Raw genomic sequence first — 16572 nt, 5'->3', positions numbered from 1 at the left:
TTATCTACCAATCATCTTTTTAATCGAGTTCAGTTTCATCAAAGCTTCAATTGGTGTCAAAGTATTAATGTCGATTTTAGTCAACTCTTCGCGGATATTTTCAAGTACCGGGTCATCCAACTGGAAAAATGAAAGCTGAAGATTTTCTTCGGTCACACGTTTTATTTTCTCTCCAGAATCTTGAGTTGTTCTTGTAGATTCCAAAGTTTTAAGAATTTCATTCGCGCGATTCACAACTTTGGAAGGCATTCCTGCCAATTTCGCCACGTGAATACCAAAACTGTGTTCACTTCCTCCGGAAATCAGTTTTCTGAGGAAAATAATATTGCCTTTCGCTTCCTGGATGGAAACGTGGAAATTTTTGATTCTCTCAAAGTTGACCGACATTTCGTTCAGCTCGTGATAATGAGTTGCAAACAAGGTTTTCGGTTGTGTAGGATGTTGATGTAGATATTCTGCAATGGCCCAAGCAATGGAAACGCCATCGTAAGTAGAAGTTCCACGCCCGATTTCGTCCAGCAAAATCAAACTTCTGTCCGAGATATTATTAAGAATATTCGCAGCTTCATTCATTTCCACCATAAAAGTAGATTCGCCGGCAGACAAATTATCCGTTGCGCCAACTCTCGTAAAAATCTTGTCCAAAGTTCCAATCTCTGCATGTTTGGCTGGAACAAAACTTCCGATTTGAGCCAACAAAGAAATAATCGCGGTCTGTCTCAGGATTGCTGATTTACCGGCCATATTCGGTCCGGTTACCATTATGATTTGTTGAGAATCTTTGTCTAAGAAAACATCATTCGGGATGTAAGATTCGCCTAACGGTAAAGACTTTTCGATGATTGGATGTCGACCTTCCTGAATATCAATCGAGAAAGAATCATTCAGAATAGGTTTTGTGTAATTGTCTTCAACAGACAAATCTGACAAACCAACAGCACAATCCAATTCGCCAATTAGTTTCGAATTTTCTTGTAACTGGTCAATATAAATGAGAACATTTTCACAGATATTTCTGTAAAGTTCTAATTCTAATTTTCCAATTTTTTCTTCAGCGCCAAGAATTTGATTTTCATATTCTTTCAGCTCTTCGGTGATGTAACGTTCTGCATTTACCAAAGTCTGTTTACGAATCCAATCTTCCGGAACTTTGTCTTTATGCGTATTTCTAACTTCGATATAATAACCGAAAACGCCATTGAAATCGATTTTCAAACTCGTGATTCCAGTTCTTTCGATTTCACGCTGGCACATTTCGTCCAAGAATCCTCGACCTTTACTTTGAAGATTTCTCAAATGGTCTAATTCTTCCGAAATTCCTTCTCTGATAACATTTCCTTTGTTGATGTTGACAGGAAGTTCATCATTCAGATGGTCATTAATTAAAATAATCAATTCTTCAAGATTGATGAATGGGTCAATCCAAGCCAGGACATCAGGAAAATTAAGAAGATTTTTTCTGATTTCATTAATGTTGATGATGCTTTGACGGAGATAACCTAATTCTTTCGGTGAAATCTTTTCAGCAGCTAATTTTCCGATTAATCTATCCAAATCTGAGATGCCTTTCAGCAAATCTTTGATGTCATATTTCAAAGAATCTTCTTTATTTAGGAATTCAATCAGACTTAATCTTCTGTTGATGTCACTAATGTTTTTTAAAGGAAGGATCAATCGTCGTCTCAACAATCTTCCGCCCATGGGCGTGCTGGTTTTGTCGATAATATCAAGAAGGGATTTTCCTTGATGATTAGCCGAATAAACAATTTCAAGATTTCTCAATGTGAAATTATCCATCATTAGATAATCATCCTGCGGAATTACTTGAATTCTTGTAATATGTTGCAACAACGCGTGATGAGTATCTTCTACCAAATAAGCAAAAATTGCCCCAGCAGCTGTAATTCCCAACTTAGAATCCTCGATTCCAAAACCTTTCAAAGATTGGGTTTTGAAATGTGACGTCAATTTTCCGTAAGCGTAAGGATATTTGAACGCCCAGTCTTCCAGCTTGAAAACATTTTTATTTTTCAGCTGATTTGGAATCTCAGAGGTTCTTTGATAGATAATCTCGCTTGGGTCAAATGTATGAACAATGTGAAGCAATTTTTCTAGATTTCCTTCACTCACGAGAAATTCTCCGGTAGAAACATCCACCAATGCCATTCCATATTTTTCTTTTTCTTTGTGAAGAGAAAGCAGAAAATTATTTTTCTTGGAAGTCAGAACCTGATCATTGAATGTAACTCCTGGCGTCACCAATTCTGTAACCCCACGTTTTACAATTCCTTTGACGGTTTTCGGGTCTTCCAATTGGTCGCAAATCGCAACACGCATTCCGGCTCTAACCAATTTTGGAAGATAAGAATCTACAGAATGATGAGGAAATCCAGCCAATTCTATATGACCTTCGCCATTGGCTCTTTTGGTCAAAACAATCCCAAGAATTTGCGACGTTTTTATAGCATCTTGTCCAAAAGTTTCGTAGAAATCTCCTACTCGGAACAATAGCAATGCATCAGGATATTTCGCCTTAATTGTATTGTATTGCGTCATTAACGGAGTTTCTTTCTTTGCCAATTTTCTGAATTTTAGAAGCGCTAAAATACGAAATTAATAACCAGAAAAAAGAAGGATGTTCTGCAGGAAATTATTTTTTCTTTAATTTTTCCAGAGCTTTTGAGCTTTTTCTGTAAGCCCATTCTTCTTTATACTTTACCCATTTTGCTTTGAAAATTTTTCGCATCAACTTATCCGTATATCGCATCACAAAAACGTGATAGAGCATACTGAAAAATTTTGAAGGACGATTAGGCAATGCTCTGATAGACAAAGAAAATCCGGGTTCCAGATACCGATTATAATGCCAAAAAGCACCCGGAATAAACAAAGCGTCGCCGTGTTCCATCAGGATTTCGGTTCCCGTCGCGTACTTCAAAGCAGGATATTTCTCGTAATCTGGGTTGTCGTAATCAATTTCTTCTATCGTGTGAACGGACAAAGGGACTTTATAAAGCATTTCGTTCTGCTTCTGGTCAAACAATAAAATTCTTTTTTTACCACCAAAATGCACGTGGAAAAAATCGCCCAAATCTACATCGTAATGCATCAAAACGTGTGCTTTACTTCCTCCGAAAAATAGAGTAGGAAGCCTTTTGAAGAACTTCATCCCTAAATCAGGATAAGTGAAATCTTTCAGTAATTCCGGTAATCTATCCGTAATGATGTAAAAAAAGATTCTGAGGTCAGAAGGTTTACTTTTGATAATATCAATATAATCCTTCATCTTCATATTAGTTGCCGGCGTATCAGAACTTTTGTTAGCATCCGCAGGTTTGTTGTCATAGATTGGGACAATTTGGTCTCCGGCTTTTTCTCGGATATAATCCAGATTCCATTTTTCGTAAGCGCCCCATTGTTTTGCAAAACCTTTTATCAAAAGCGGTCTGTGAGGTTTGAAATATTTGTTTTGAAAATCTTCTTTATCAATGTGTTCTACAACGTCAACAGGATTCAGAATCATATTAATTGTTTTGGTTCAATAAAAATAATAAAAATGTTCTTTTCAAAAATTAATAAAAATAAGATTCATCAAAAGAAAATTAGGAATAATCCGTTTAATTCTTAAATTTAGCTAATGAAAAAATATCTCTACCTCTTTTTTATATCATTCTCCCTCACGAACTGTTATACTTACAAAGTCAGCACAGAAGCGGATGAAGCTACACAAGACAAAACTGAGCCCAAAAGAAAATCTGAGCCAAAGGAAAAATCTAATGTGCAACAGCTTGCCGCGAGTTCAATGGCTCTTGACGGTCAAGTCAATCCAGCGGTCAATTCTAAAGGGCATCGAAGCGCAAAAATCAATAAAGATAAAATGCCAAAACCGACTAGTGTTACAGAAAAATTGGAGGTAGGAAAGTTTTTTAGAATCGATGTAGCAGACAAAAGCTACAAAATACAGGTTGACAAATGGGAAAGCGACACATTGGTAGCACACGTAATCCACAAACCGAAAAAGATTCTGAAATTCCATAAAAACCAAATCAATCAATCTACCATTGCTGAAAGACGTTTTTCTCAGCCCGTCGCAGACATCATCACAGTTGCAGCTTATGCAGGCATTGGCGTTGGAATTTGGGCATTGGTTCGATAAGGCTTTGAAAACCGATTGAAAAATCAAGCATTTGTTTAATTTTAAATCGGAATCATAAATAATATCATTTAAAAATTATTTATAGTTAATCCAAATAACCTCATATTTGTATCTGTAATAAGTTCAAATTATTTAAACTCTAAGTTTTTGAATATAATCTATTGATTCACAATGAAAATCGAACAAATATATACTGGATGTCTTGCTCAAGGCGCTTACTACATCACTTCTGGAAACGAAGCTGCTATTATTGATCCGTTAAGAGAAGTGAAACCCTATCTAGAGCGTTTGGAGAAAGACAAAGTAAAACTGAAGTATATTTTTGAAACACATTTTCACGCTGATTTTGTTTCAGGACATTTGGATTTGTCTAAAAAAACCGATGCTCCAATTGTTTTCGGACCGACGGCAAAACCTGATTTTAAAGCGATTATTGCTGAGGATAATCAGTTTTTTGAAATTGGAAAAGTCAAGATAAAAGTTCTTCACACACCGGGACATACTTTGGAAAGCTCTACTTTTCTTTTGATTGATGAAGATGGAAAAGAAACAGCCATTTTCTCTGGAGACACTTTATTCTTGGGTGATGTTGGAAGACCGGATTTGGCTCAGAAAGCAGGTGAGATCACGGAAAAAGATTTGGCCGGAATGCTTTACGAAAGTCTTCAAAACAAGATTTTACCTTTGGATGATTCAATTACAGTTTATCCGGCTCACGGTGCGGGTTCTGCTTGTGGTAAAAATATGCAGAAAGAAACGGTGGATACTTTGGGAAATCAGAAAAGAACCAATTATGCACTTAATCAACCCAACAAAGAATCTTTCATTAATGAAGTTCTTGATGGCTTAACTGCGCCTCCAAAATATTTCGGGATGAATGTGGCAATGAACAAAGGTGGCTACGAAAGCTTTGATCAAGTTCTGAAAAAAGGAAAGAATCCTTTGTCTGTAGAAGAATTCGAATTGGCGGCGGAAGAAACCGGAGCTTTGATTTTGGATACAAGAAGTGCTGCGGTTTTTCATAAAGGCTTTGTTCCGAATTCTATCAATATTGGAATCAAAGGCGATTTTGCGCCTTGGGTTGGAGCAATGATTGTAGATGTTCAGCAACCGATTCTTTTGGTTTCTGACGAAGGAACGGAAGAAGAAGTAATAACGAGATTGAGCAGAGTAGGATTTGATAATGTTTTAGGGTTTTTGGATGGAAGTTTCGAAGCTTGGAAAAATTCTGGAAAAGAGACCGACGAAATCAGAAGAGTTTCTGTAGAAGAATTTGCTAGTGAATATTCTGAAAGTGTGAAAGTTGTTGATGTGAGAAAAGAATCAGAATACGAAGCAGAACATATCAACGAAGCTTATAGTAAACCTTTGGCTTATATTAATGATTGGGTTAATTCTTTAGATAATTCTGAACATTTTTATATCCATTGTGCCGGAGGTTACAGAAGTATGATTGCGGCAAGTATTTTGCAGTCAAGAGGTTATCGAAATTTCACTGAGGTTGACGGCGGATTCAATGCGATTAAGAAAACAGAGAAATTTCCTTTAAGCAATTTTGTTTGCCAAACAAAAACTTTGTAAATCTAAAGTCTAATCTCTAATTTATAATAAAATGTCACAAAAATTTCAAGAACTCATACAATCCGAACGTCCTGTTCTCGTTGATTTTTTTGCCACTTGGTGTCAGCCGTGCAAAGTTCAGTCTTCAGTTTTGAATTCTGTAAAAGAGCAGGTTGGCGAAAAAGCAAGAATTGTTAAAATTGATGTGGACCAATTTCCGTCAATCGCTGCGGATAATGGTGTTCGTGGCGTACCTACTTTAGCGATTTTCAAAAATGGAGAATTGCTTTGGAAAGAAAGTGGTGTTCACGATGTGAATTCTTTGGTTGGGTTGCTGGAACAGTATTCTAATTGATGATTATTTTTCCATCGGAATCATAATTAAAAGTCCAAGTTTGTTCTATATTTGAAGTAATTTGACCAATTTCGTTATACTTAATCTCAGTATATTTTCTGTAATTATTTTTAGATATAGCTCGATAAAAATATTCGTCCAATAAATAAAATCTCTTAAACGGATTTAAAGAATTATCATAGTCTCCAAATGTTCTAATGATTTTTATTCCTTTATTTACGCCGTCTCTCTGTTCAAAGTATTCTGATTTTGTCAGATTACCTTTTGAGTCATAATAGAATTTTTCTAAATAAGTTTCTATGTAATCATCAGGTGGATAATAAGGCATATTTGGTAGCGTTGTGTTAATCTCAATAAGTTGATTATTCGAATATTTAAAAGATTGCTTCTTATCTTGATAATGATTATAGATAAACGGAATTTCCTTTTGAATTATTTGGCTATTGTTATTCAAAAAATAGTATTTTGTCTCTTTTTGAGGATTAAATTCATCTGAAGATGAAAAATTTTCAACGGTAACTTTATTATTATTGTAAACCAAAGATGTGAATAATTTATCTGTGAAAAAGTCATTAAAACCCGTACCTCCACTTAGTTGCAAAAAGCCTCCGTTTTTTTTAATTAAGCGATTATTATTATCATATTCGAAATAGAAATTATTGTCAGAGTTATATCCATTTGAAAGCCCTACGTTTAGTTTCGTAACCAAAGGATATTCTTCTTCGGAAATTGTTGTTGATTCATCGTCTCTAGAACAAGAAAACAAAATAAAACTTATAAAGAATAATGCAAATATATTTTTCATTGGTTAAAGTTTTTTTGCAAAATTAAGGAATAATCTCAAACTCATCTCTCTCATTCAAAAAGGGAAACTTATTTCTAAATTCTTTCAATTCATCTAATTCCCAATCAGTTGAGATGAGGTTATTTTGTCTTTCGGAGATTTCTTTTCCATCTGGAAAATAAACTAATGAACTTTCTTCATATTCAAGATTATAACCATCAACTCCGATTCGATTTAATCCAAAAAGAAAAGCTTGATTTTCGATTGAACGAGCTTTTAAAAGAGATTTCCAAGCTTCAACTCTGGATTTTGGCCAGTTAGCAACGTATAAAACTGCATCATAATCATTCTTATTTCTTGAGAAAACCGGAAAACGCAAATCAAAACAAACCTGTAAAAGAATTTTAAATCCTTTATAATCAATGATTTTTCGCTCTGTTCCGGCAGTGTAAATTTTATCTTCTCCCGAATAAGAAAACAAATGTCTTTTGTCGTAATATTCATAATTTCCATCTGGAAAAACAAAATAAAATCGGTTATAGAATTTTCCATTTTCTTCTACAGAAACACTTCCTGCAACTGCCGAATTTTTGCTTTTAGCAAAGGATTTCATCCAAGTCATAGATTCCAAATTTCTGTCTGCCACTTCATCGGCTTCCATACAAAATCCGGTTGAAAACATCTCTGGCAAAAGAAATAAATCCGCTTCTGTTGTAGCAAATTCATTTTCAATTTGTTTGAAATTTTCTTTTTTATTTTTCCAAGCAATATCGAGATTCAATCCTGCGATTTTGAGTGTTGACATACTTCAAAAAGTTTACTGCAATTTATCATTTTAAATTTCTTAATCATAATAAAGTCTTAATAAAAATCGTTCAAAATGGATTGTTTTGCGTTAAAGTCTCCTAAAAATTAGTTAAAAAAATTTGATTGCAACAATCTGAAAATGATTTATATATAATTTTGCACCACTAAAATTGAAAACCTAATATTATAATTAATGAAGAGATTCCCATTATTGTTATGCTTAGTTTATTTGGTAACCACTTCTTTTTATCCTTCGAGTTCTGAAGATTTTTCTCAGCCCAAGATAAGTATTAAAGAAATTAAACTGAGTCCAAAAAAGAATTTCTCACCACAAAATCCAGCAGAAGAACTCTACAAAGAACTTCAGTTTACGGATGAAACATTGAATTTTGAAGTCTTCGAAAAAGCATTTTTGGGATTCCAAAATTTAAAAAGCTCCGGAAAATTGGAACCGTCGGCTAAGTTGCTTTCGGTTTGTGATTTTAGTTTGTCTTCTAACAGGAAACGACTTTGGGTCATAGATTTGGGTGAGAAAAAGGTGTTGTTCAACACATGGGTAGCACACGGAAAAGGAACCGGCGAAGAGTTTGCCACCAACTTTTCCAACACAGAAGATTCGCACCAGTCGAGTATGGGTTTCTATGTTACGGAACAGACCTATAACGGTGATAATGGCTATTCTATGAGATTATTCGGGATGGACAAAGGCTATAATGATTCTGCTTTGGAAAGATGTATTGTGATGCACGGCGCCAAATATGTAAGCGAAGATTTTATCAAATCTGAAAAAAGATTGGGAAGAAGTTGGGGTTGTCCAGCGGTTCCTATGAGTTTGGCAAAACCGATTATCAATACCATAAAAAACCGAACTTGTTTGTTCATATATTTTCCAGACCAGAATTATCTGGCAAGTTCTCAATGGTTGAAAAATGTTGAAAAAACGGATTCGATCCTTGATTCTCCAAATGAAAATATGGCAACGAATTAAGAATTGTATTTCTAGAAAATATTAAAAAACCCATTCAGAATTCTGAATGGGTTTTGCTTTTTATTAAGGATTCTTTACTAACAATCTAAATCCTTCTCCGTGAACGTTGATGATTTCCAAACCTTCATCATCTTTCAGAAGTTTTCTCAATTTTGCAATGTAAACATCCATACTTCTTGCTGTGAAATAATTCTCTTTTTTCCAGATTTTTCTCAATGCCAAATCTCTAGGCATAAAGTCGTTTCTGTGAATACATAGCAATTTCAAAAGTTCATTTTCTTTTGGAGAAAGTTTGTATTCGTTTTCGCCAACTCTTAGTTGTCTCAGCATGGAATCGAAGAAAATATTACTGATTTTGAATTGCTCCTGGTCTTCATTTTCCAAAACTGCACTTCTTTGCAGAATAGCTTTGATTTTGTAAAGAAGTAATTCTGTATCAAATGGTTTTGTGATATAATCGTCTGCTCCAATTTGGTAACCTTTTAAGATATCTTCACGCATATTTCTTGCCGTCAAGAAAATAATTGGTGTGTTTTTATCAATTTTCTTTACATCTTCTGCCAAAGAAAACCCATCTTTTTTCGGCATCATTACATCGAAAATGCAGATGTCAAATTCTTTTTCTGTAAACTCTTTCAGTCCCATTTCTCCGTCAGTTGCCAAAGTAACCTCGAAGTTGTTGATTGTCAAATAATCCTTAAGAACTGCGCCAAAACTTTGGTCGTCTTCTACTAATAATATTCTGTTGCTCATAGCTTTTTGATTTAATAATTAATTTGAAGAATTTATATTCTTCATTTTAGTAATATTTTGATTTGTTGTTTAAAATTTGATTTCGATTTTTTCCTTTACATTTTAGTTCTCCTTCATTCAAATCAGTTAATTGTTTATACTATTGGAAGTTTTATCGTAAACGTGCTTCCTTTTCCTTTGTGAGAATCTACGTGGATTTGACCTTTGTGATTTTCGATAATTTTTTTCACATAAGACAATCCCAATCCTTGTCCTTTTACATTATGAACGTTTCCTGTTTCTTCTCGGAAGAATTTTTCAAATATTTTAGCTTTGTTTGTGGATTCCATACCCATTCCTTTGTCGGAAATTTCTATGACGTACCAATTGCCTTCGTTCCTTGTCTTTACCTTTATATCAGGCGTTTCAGGAGAGTATTTGTTGGCGTTGTCTAATAAATTGATTAATGCATTTGAAATGTGAAATTCATCAATCAGAAAATTATATTTAGTCGCCGTGAATTCCGTAGTTAAGCTTCCATTTCGTTCGTTTACAATCAGTCGGAAAGATTCTGCAATACTTTTTATCAATTCTCGTACGTTGGTTTCTTTGAGATGAAGAGGCATTTCGTTTCGTTCCAATTTGGACATATTTAGAACGGTTTCTACTTGCTTTTTCATTCTTAGATTTTCTTGCTTTATCAATCCAGAATAGTATTTGACTTTGTCTGGGTCCGTCGCAATTTTATCATTCGCTAAAGAATCTGTTGCAACTGAGATTGTCGCCAACGGTGTTTTGAACTCGTGAGACATATTATTGATGAAATCCGTTTTGATTTCTGCAATTTTTTTCTGCCTCATCATATAATTAATAGAGATGATATAAATCCCCAAAATCGTTAATAAGGATATGAAAGTTCCCAATAACATTGGCAAATTGTGCTTTACCAAAGAGTAATCTTTTCTCGGGAAAACAAGGGCTAAAGTATAAAGTGTTCTGTCTTTGCTGTCTGTAAAAAGTGGATAAGTATAATTCGTTTTATCTTTTTGGTCTAGGTAAATATTATTCGCTACCGTAGTCAATTGATTGGTTTTATTGATAACCCCAAATCCAAATTTGGTATCAATCCCTTTCAATCTCAATTCTTTACTAATTACAGAATCAATGGTTTTGCTATCGACTCTTTTTTCGATGGGAAGATTGGTTGCACTCAATCTTGCAAACTCTTTCATCTGATAAGAATTATTGTCGATATCGCGACTGATGTTTGTTGTCAAAGGTTCAGGCGAATTTCTTTTCAGTTTTAACTGCCCTTCGTCTTTATAAAGTTTTGTTGTGAATAAAGTGTCTCCTTTTGCAGAAACTGGAATGTTTTGTTTCTCAACAATAGTCGTTTGAAAAAGTATATTTGAACGATTGGCAGAATCGGTACTTTGCTGGATGTAAGTTTTAGTGGGCTGATTGGAAGACGCTAAAACCTCTTTGCCCAAATTATTATATTCCTTATTATAAATCTTATCAACTTCAATTTGGTTAACTTTCTGAGTCGATGTTTCTAAAGCAGAGTAAACTTTGTTAGAAAAATCCTGCTCCAGCGAAGTATATAATTCTTTAATCCAATATAACTGCAATGAAACGAAAACTACCAAAGAAATCGTCATAAATACAGATATTATAGGAATAAACTTGTTGTTCATAAATTTTTTTAAGTTTGAAAAGTTAAAATTACTCTTTTTAAGAATATCTCAATAAAAAAAACGCCTTACAATTATTAAATTTTTCTTAAAACGAGAATATTTAACATTTTATTGTGAATAATCAAAAATTTTGCCATATGAAAACTTTGGTGTGATTTTTTAATATTAATTTTATAAAAAAGAAATCGTTATGAACTCAGAAATTGTTTTTAATAAGGATTCTGACACCGGAGTTTATGTAATGAAGGTTTATAAAGCTGATGTTTCCACACTTTGGGATTACTTCACAAAGTCAGAATTGATTGACCAATGGTGGGCGCCAAAACCTTGGCAATGTGAAACCGAAAAAATGGATTTCCGCGAAAATGGTATTTGGTTGTACGCAATGAAAGGTCCGGATGGAGAAAAAGAATTTGCCTTAGCCAGTTATGGCGAAATAATGCCTCACAGAAGTATTGCTTGGACAGATGCTTTTGCAGATGAAAAAGGGAAAGTCAAAACAGATTTGCCACAAACGGCTTGGCTAATTGGTTTCACAGGAATCGATGAAGGCACAAGAATGACATTCAATCTGCATTTCAATTCCCAAGAAGAACTGAATCAGCTTGTTGAAATGGGATTTGAGGAAAGTTTCATAATGGGACTGAATCAGTTGGAGAATTTGTTAAATCAATGATTTGATAATTTGTTGATTAGGATATTAATCTTAGAATCAACAAATTACCTAATTATCATATCAACTCAATCTCCTCATCTATAAAATATTGGATAATCGCTTTTTTCATTAATAGCGATTGTTCATTGGGTTTCAATTCCGGGAGGTCATCTAACTTTTCGAATTGTGGCCAACCGTCTTCATAATGCGTGAATTTGTAATATCCAAAAGGTTCCAATAACCTGCAAACAGCGATGTGAACCAAATTGACTTTATCATCTTTAGTGAATTTCTGTTGTCCGCTTCCCAATTCCTGAACACCAATAATGAATAGAAGCGTTTCTATTGGAGGGTTTTTCTCAGTTTGAAAGTTAACTTCAAAAAAGTGTTCTATTTTTTTCCAGATTTCGGATTCTGTCATAATTAATTTTTTAAACCTTCAATTTTAAACAAAAACGCATATTCCAAAGCAATTTCTTTCAAACTTTCGAATCTTCCGCTTGCTCCACCGTGGCCGGAACTCATATCAGTTTTGAAAATCAAAATATTATTGTCGGTTTTCAAATCTCTCAATTTCGCCGTCCATTTTGCAGGCTCCCAATACTGAACTTGGGAATCGTGGAAACCGGTTGTTATCAAAGTATTCGGATAATTTTTCGCTTCTATATTATCGTAAGGCGAGTAGGATTTCATATAATCATAATATTCTTTCTCATTCGGATTTCCCCATTCGTCGTATTCTCCCGTTGTCAAAGGAATCGTTTCATCCAACATTGTTGTCACTACATCTACAAAAGGAACCTGCGCGACAATCCCGTTGAAAAGTTCTGGATTGTAATTCATCACAGCTCCCATAAGCAATCCACCTGCGCTTCCGCCCATTGCATAAAGATGTTTTGGAGATGTATAATTTTCTGATATTAAGTGTTTTGCTGCATCGATAAAATCAAAAAATGTATTCTTTTTCTGAAGCATTTTTCCATCTTCATACCATTCACGACCAAGATATTCCCCACCTCTGATATGGGCAATTGCATAAATAAAACCTCTGTCCAAAAGAGATAATCTTACGCTGGAAAAACTTGCATCAACTGTGTGTCCGTAACTTCCGTAACCGTAGAGTAACAATGGAGTGCCAGCAGATTTTTTAGTATCCTTATGATAAACCAAAGAAATAGCAACCTCTTTTCCGTCTCTTGCAGTTGCCCAAATTCTTTCTGAGATATAATTTTCTACAAAGAATTTCCCTCCCAAAACTTCCTGTTGTTTCAGAAGAGCGGTGGTTTTTTCTTTCATATTATATTCGAAAGTGGAAGCTGGTTTGGTTAATGATGTGTAACCGAACCGCAAAATATCTGTGTCAAACTCCAGATTAATACCAATATAAGCAGTGTAAGTCGGATCTGAAAAAGGTAGATAATAGGAGTTATTGTTTTGATTATCAATAATATTAATTTGTAAAAGACCTTTTTCGCGTTCTTCAATCACGAAATAATTCTTGAAAATCTCAAAACCTTCCAACAAAATATTTTCTCTATGCGGAATGAAATCCTGCCAATGTTCCATAGACGGTTTATCAACTTTAGTTTTTACAATCTTGAAATTGGTAGAATCATCTGCATTCGTAATGATGAAAAAATCATCTTCATAATGTTCTACAGAATATTCCAAATCCTCTGTTCTTGGCTGAACAATCTTCCAATCCGCAAAAACATCATTGGCTGGAATAAATCTCATCTCATCTTCGTTAGTGGAGGATGATGCGATGAAAATATACTCCAATGATTTGGTTTTGAAAAGGCTGACATCAAAAGTTTCATCTTCTTCGTGGAAAATCAAAACGTCTTCAGAAGAATCTGTTCCTAATTTATGACGGTAGATTTGGAATGCCCGTAGGCTAGTATCTTTTCTGATGTAGAAAACATGTTCATTATCACCTGCCCAAACTGCTTTTCCAGTAGTGTTTTCTATGATGTCTGGGTAAACTTCTCCCGTTACGATATTCTTGAAAAAAATGGTATAAATCCGTCTTCCAACTGTATCTGTAGAATAAGCAATAATTTCATTATCAACACTTACAGAAATACTTCCTGTCTCGAAAAATGCTTCGTCTCCCGCCAGAATATTGGCATCCAAAAGTATTTCTTCTTCGTTTTCCAAAGTCTGAAACTTTCTGGAAAAAATTGGATATTCTCTACCATCCTCATAACGAACTAAGTACCAATATCCATTGAAAAAATATGGTAACGACTCGTCATCTTTTTTGTAACGCGCCTTCATCTCCTCAAATAATTCGTTTTGGAGATCTTCGGTATCCTTCATCACAAAATCTGTATAAGCATTTTCTTCCTCAAGATATTGGATCACATCGGGATTCTCTCTTTCGTTAATCCAGAAATAAGGATCATTTCTTTTATCGTTATGGATTTCTAGAAGTTTATCTATTTTTTTAGCTTGTGGAGCGTTCATTCTATTTGAAAGTATTAGTCTGAAGAATTTTCAGATGTAACAAAAGTAAACAAAAAACCATCCCGAAAATTCGGGACGGTCTTGATTTATGTGGTCAATAATTATTTATTGATACTTCTAACGTATTTTTCTATAGCCATTGTCATAGATGGCGTTTCTTTGGTTGGTGCCATTACGTTGACAGTCAATCCAGCTTCTTCGGCTGCTGCCTGAGTCGTCGTCCCAAAAACAGCAATTTTTGTATCTTCTTGTTTGAAATCCGGGAAATTGATTCCTAAAGATTTGATTCCTTGATGACTGAAGAATACTAACATATCATAATCTTTGATGTTGATATCCGTCAAATCACTTGGAACTGTTTTGTACATTATTGCTCTTGTCCAGTCTAGGTTGGCAGCATCTAAAACCTTCGGGATTTCTGGTGTCAAAACATCAGAAGAAGGTAAAAGATATTTTTCAGAAGGATGTTTTTTGAACAAAGCTGCTAAATCTGAAAAATTCTTCTCACCAAAGCTGATTTTTCTTTTTCTATAAACAATGTGTTTCTGCAAGTAGTTGGCAATTGCTTCCGACTGGCAGATGTAACGCATAGAATCCGGAACGTTGAATCTCATTTCCTCAGCAAGACGAAAATAATGGTCAATCGCATTCTTACTCGTAAAAATAACGCCTGTATATTGAGTCAGGTCTATTTTCTGAGTTCTGAGTTCTTTCGCATCCACACCTTCTACGTGTATAAAAGGACGAAAATCAATTTTGATTTTCTCTTTTTTCGCTATTTCCAAATAAGGTGAAGATTCATTCGGAGCGGGCTGTGACACTAAAATAGATTTGATTTTCATCTTAAAATGTGTATGTTACATTTAATAAAATAAGAATTTCCAAAGTACCAATACCGGTACTATTTGAAGCGTGCAAATATACAAAAATTTATAATACCAGTTTTCTGGCAAAATGGATTGTTTGTGGAATAAGTATATTAAGTTTTTCAAAATAAAAGAAAAAATAACCAGACCAATGATGAAATAGAAATATTTCACCAAGTCAACCGGAAAGTAATACAGTGCAAATGATGCCACAATAAAAGCGATTGATTCCAAAAAATAGAATTTGCTCGAGACCAACGTGAGTTCTTTCAGATTTTTAGCGCTTCCAACGCTGGAGTAGAAAAAGAAAGTGAGAATGTTCCTTACAATGTCAAAACTCAACAACGTCAAAAACGTAAATCCGAATTTGTTGATTTCAAATCCGAAGAATTTTATTTCTGATAAAAACTTTGGAACAATCGGGACAAATTGAGATAACAAAAGTGCTGTCATCACACACTTTACAATAGAAATGATGACCCAAGAAGGCGTAAGGTTATTAGAATCTTCAATTTTCTGAAGCAATAAATCCTTGATATTGGCATCTCTCTGGAAAACAGACAACAGAATAATGTATATAAAGATACTCCCAAGAATACAGTATACCACCCAATCATTATGTTCCGTGATTCTAATCAACTTCAAAAATTTTTGCAAAAATAAGAATTAGAAATGGCTAATGGGAAAATTAATTATTAAATATTCTGGTTAAAAAAAGTTAATTTACAATCCATCAAAAAATCATTAGCGATTAAAGATTATCTTTGCGAATTATTTCTCGGATGAAGAAACTTGTCATAATTCCAACTTACAACGAAAAAGAAAACATCGAAAAAATCATTTCGGCGGTTTTTGATTTGCAACAGGATTTTCACATTTTGGTTGTAGATGATTCTTCACCAGACGGAACTGCGGAAATTGTAAAAAGCTTAAGAGAGAAATATCCACTTCAACTTCACTTGACTGTTAGGAAAATCAAGGATGGTTTGGGTAAGGCTTACATTCACGGATTTCAGTGGGCAATTCATAACGAGTATGATTTTATTTTTGAGATGGATGCCGATTTTTCTCACAATCCGAAAGATTTAATCAAACTTTATGAAGCCTGCAAAAATGCAGATATGTCCGTTGGTTCCAGATATTCGCAAGGTGTGAATGTGGTAAACTGGCCGATGGGAAGAGTTTTGCTCTCTTATTTCGCTTCAAAATATGTGCGTTTTGTGCTCGGACTTCCGATTCACGATACAACCGCGGGATTTGTTTGTTTTAGAAAAGAAACATTGATTGCAATAGGTTTAGACAAAATCAAACTGAAAGGTTACGGTTTCCAAGTCGAGATGAAATACCGTGTTTTCAAGAAAAACCTTAAAATTGTGGAAGTTCCAATTATTTTCACAGACAGAACGGAAGGCGAAAGTAAAATGAATGGCGGCATTATCCAAGAAGCTGTTTTCGGTGTTTTGAATCTTAAATGGAAAAATCTAATCGGAAAATTGTAGTGAT

At 34.4% G+C, this 16572-nt stretch carries 16 protein-coding genes; 6 read left to right on the top strand and 10 right to left on the bottom strand.

Annotation, left to right across the window (positions count from 1 at the left end):
- Window positions 1–2556 (bottom strand): DNA mismatch repair protein MutS, encoded by a 2556-nt coding sequence (gene mutS / locus V7P73_RS01920; RefSeq protein WP_333851536.1) that lies wholly within the window; start codon window positions 2554–2556, stop codon window positions 1–3.
- A gap of 94 nt (window positions 2557–2650) precedes the next feature.
- A complete protein-coding gene (locus V7P73_RS01915) occupies window positions 2651–3523 on the bottom strand; it encodes a cupin-like domain-containing protein (protein ID WP_333851004.1) in 873 nt (290 codons plus the stop codon).
- 114 nt (window positions 3524–3637) lie between these two features.
- On the opposite strand from V7P73_RS01915, the gene V7P73_RS01910 reads away from it, so the two are divergent.
- The 3 genes from V7P73_RS01910 to V7P73_RS01900 all read left to right on the top strand — a co-directional run bounded on the left by V7P73_RS01910 (window position 3638) and on the right by V7P73_RS01900 (window position 6071).
- On the top strand, window positions 3638–4156 hold the full coding sequence (locus V7P73_RS01910; protein ID WP_333851003.1) for a hypothetical protein: 519 nt from the start codon (window positions 3638–3640) through the stop codon (window positions 4154–4156).
- 171 nt (window positions 4157–4327) lie between these two features.
- Entirely contained in the window at window positions 4328–5737 is a 1410-nt protein-coding gene (locus tag V7P73_RS01905) for an MBL fold metallo-hydrolase (protein ID WP_333851001.1), read from the top strand.
- A gap of 31 nt (window positions 5738–5768) precedes the next feature.
- Window positions 5769–6071, top strand: a complete 303-nt coding sequence (locus tag V7P73_RS01900; RefSeq protein ID WP_307310760.1) for a thioredoxin family protein — start codon at window positions 5769–5771, stop codon at window positions 6069–6071.
- Here the strand turns inward: V7P73_RS01900 and V7P73_RS01895 are convergent.
- Together V7P73_RS01895 and V7P73_RS01890 are read right to left on the bottom strand one after the other, a co-directional pair.
- Window positions 6064–6876, bottom strand: a complete 813-nt coding sequence (locus V7P73_RS01895) for a hypothetical protein (RefSeq protein WP_333850999.1) — start codon at window positions 6874–6876, stop codon at window positions 6064–6066. The genes V7P73_RS01900 and V7P73_RS01895 overlap by 8 nt on opposite strands.
- Before the next feature lie 22 nt (window positions 6877–6898).
- Window positions 6899–7660: an amidohydrolase gene (locus tag V7P73_RS01890; protein WP_333850997.1), complete on the bottom strand. Its 762-nt coding sequence runs from the start codon at window positions 7658–7660 to the stop codon at window positions 6899–6901.
- A gap of 195 nt (window positions 7661–7855) precedes the next feature.
- Between V7P73_RS01890 and V7P73_RS01885 the strand changes: the two genes are divergently transcribed.
- On the top strand, window positions 7856–8650 hold the full coding sequence (locus V7P73_RS01885; protein ID WP_333850995.1) for a murein L,D-transpeptidase catalytic domain family protein: 795 nt from the start codon (window positions 7856–7858) through the stop codon (window positions 8648–8650).
- Between the two features lie 63 nt (window positions 8651–8713).
- Here the strand turns inward: V7P73_RS01885 and V7P73_RS01880 are convergent, their stop codons facing one another.
- Both V7P73_RS01880 and V7P73_RS01875 read right to left on the bottom strand, forming a co-directional pair.
- A complete protein-coding gene (locus tag V7P73_RS01880; protein ID WP_074236017.1) occupies window positions 8714–9403 on the bottom strand; it encodes a response regulator transcription factor in 690 nt (229 codons plus the stop codon).
- Window positions 9404–9537: 134 nt separating this feature from the next.
- Entirely contained in the window at window positions 9538–11079 is a 1542-nt protein-coding gene (locus tag V7P73_RS01875; protein WP_333850992.1) for a sensor histidine kinase, read from the bottom strand.
- 190 nt (window positions 11080–11269) lie between these two features.
- Between V7P73_RS01875 and V7P73_RS01870 the strand changes: the two genes are divergently transcribed.
- Window positions 11270–11755: an SRPBCC family protein gene (locus V7P73_RS01870; RefSeq protein ID WP_333850990.1), complete on the top strand. Its 486-nt coding sequence runs from the start codon at window positions 11270–11272 to the stop codon at window positions 11753–11755.
- 55 nt (window positions 11756–11810) lie between these two features.
- Here V7P73_RS01870 and V7P73_RS01865 read toward each other — a convergent pair whose 3' ends face one another.
- The 4 genes from V7P73_RS01865 to V7P73_RS01850 all read right to left on the bottom strand — a co-directional run bounded on the left by V7P73_RS01865 (window position 11811) and on the right by V7P73_RS01850 (window position 15708).
- The gene (locus V7P73_RS01865) at window positions 11811–12155 is read right to left on the bottom strand and encodes a hypothetical protein (protein WP_333850988.1); all 345 of its coding nucleotides are present in this window, start codon (window positions 12153–12155) and stop codon (window positions 11811–11813) included.
- Window positions 12156–12157: 2 nt separating this feature from the next.
- Window positions 12158–14203: a S9 family peptidase gene (locus V7P73_RS01860; RefSeq protein ID WP_333850986.1), complete on the bottom strand. Its 2046-nt coding sequence runs from the start codon at window positions 14201–14203 to the stop codon at window positions 12158–12160.
- Window positions 14204–14304: 101 nt separating this feature from the next.
- Window positions 14305–15045, bottom strand: coding sequence for a uroporphyrinogen-III synthase (locus V7P73_RS01855; protein WP_333850984.1), 741 nt, complete (start codon window positions 15043–15045; stop codon window positions 14305–14307).
- Between the two features lie 21 nt (window positions 15046–15066).
- Window positions 15067–15708 carry a DUF4271 domain-containing protein gene (locus V7P73_RS01850; RefSeq protein WP_333850983.1) on the bottom strand — a complete coding sequence of 214 codons (642 nt, stop codon included), beginning with the start codon at window positions 15706–15708 and terminating at the stop codon, window positions 15067–15069.
- 143 nt (window positions 15709–15851) lie between these two features.
- Here V7P73_RS01850 and V7P73_RS01845 point away from each other — a divergent pair, with 143 nt between their 5' ends.
- Window positions 15852–16568, top strand: a complete 717-nt coding sequence (locus V7P73_RS01845; protein WP_333850981.1) for a polyprenol monophosphomannose synthase — start codon at window positions 15852–15854, stop codon at window positions 16566–16568.
- Window positions 16569–16572 lie beyond the last annotated feature (4 nt).

The sequence above is a fragment of the Epilithonimonas sp. genome, assembly GCF_036780765.1.
Taxonomy (GTDB): Bacteria; Bacteroidota; Bacteroidia; order Flavobacteriales; family Weeksellaceae; genus Epilithonimonas.
This window is presented reverse-complemented; position numbering and strand designations above follow the sequence as displayed.

Coding starts and splice junctions, on each gene's coding strand:
- V7P73_RS01885 (WP_333850995.1), top strand. CDS start 7,856: ATGAAGAGATTCCCATTATTGTTATGCTTAGTTTATTTGGTAACCACT.
- V7P73_RS01870 (WP_333850990.1), top strand. CDS start 11,270: ATGAACTCAGAAATTGTTTTTAATAAGGATTCTGACACCGGAGTTTAT.
- V7P73_RS01910 (WP_333851003.1), top strand. CDS start 3,638: ATGAAAAAATATCTCTACCTCTTTTTTATATCATTCTCCCTCACGAAC.
- V7P73_RS01905 (WP_333851001.1), top strand. CDS start 4,328: ATGAAAATCGAACAAATATATACTGGATGTCTTGCTCAAGGCGCTTAC.
- V7P73_RS01875 (WP_333850992.1), bottom strand. CDS start 11,079: ATGAACAACAAGTTTATTCCTATAATATCTGTATTTATGACGATTTCT.
- V7P73_RS01880 (WP_074236017.1), bottom strand. CDS start 9,403: ATGAGCAACAGAATATTATTAGTAGAAGACGACCAAAGTTTTGGCGCA.
- V7P73_RS01890 (WP_333850997.1), bottom strand. CDS start 7,660: ATGTCAACACTCAAAATCGCAGGATTGAATCTCGATATTGCTTGGAAA.
- V7P73_RS01865 (WP_333850988.1), bottom strand. CDS start 12,155: ATGACAGAATCCGAAATCTGGAAAAAAATAGAACACTTTTTTGAAGTT.
- V7P73_RS01845 (WP_333850981.1), top strand. CDS start 15,852: ATGAAGAAACTTGTCATAATTCCAACTTACAACGAAAAAGAAAACATC.
- V7P73_RS01860 (WP_333850986.1), bottom strand. CDS start 14,203: ATGAACGCTCCACAAGCTAAAAAAATAGATAAACTTCTAGAAATCCAT.
- V7P73_RS01900 (WP_307310760.1), top strand. CDS start 5,769: ATGTCACAAAAATTTCAAGAACTCATACAATCCGAACGTCCTGTTCTC.
- V7P73_RS01915 (WP_333851004.1), bottom strand. CDS start 3,523: ATGATTCTGAATCCTGTTGACGTTGTAGAACACATTGATAAAGAAGAT.
- V7P73_RS01855 (WP_333850984.1), bottom strand. CDS start 15,045: ATGAAAATCAAATCTATTTTAGTGTCACAGCCCGCTCCGAATGAATCT.
- V7P73_RS01895 (WP_333850999.1), bottom strand. CDS start 6,876: ATGAAAAATATATTTGCATTATTCTTTATAAGTTTTATTTTGTTTTCT.
- mutS (WP_333851536.1), bottom strand. CDS start 2,556: ATGACGCAATACAATACAATTAAGGCGAAATATCCTGATGCATTGCTA.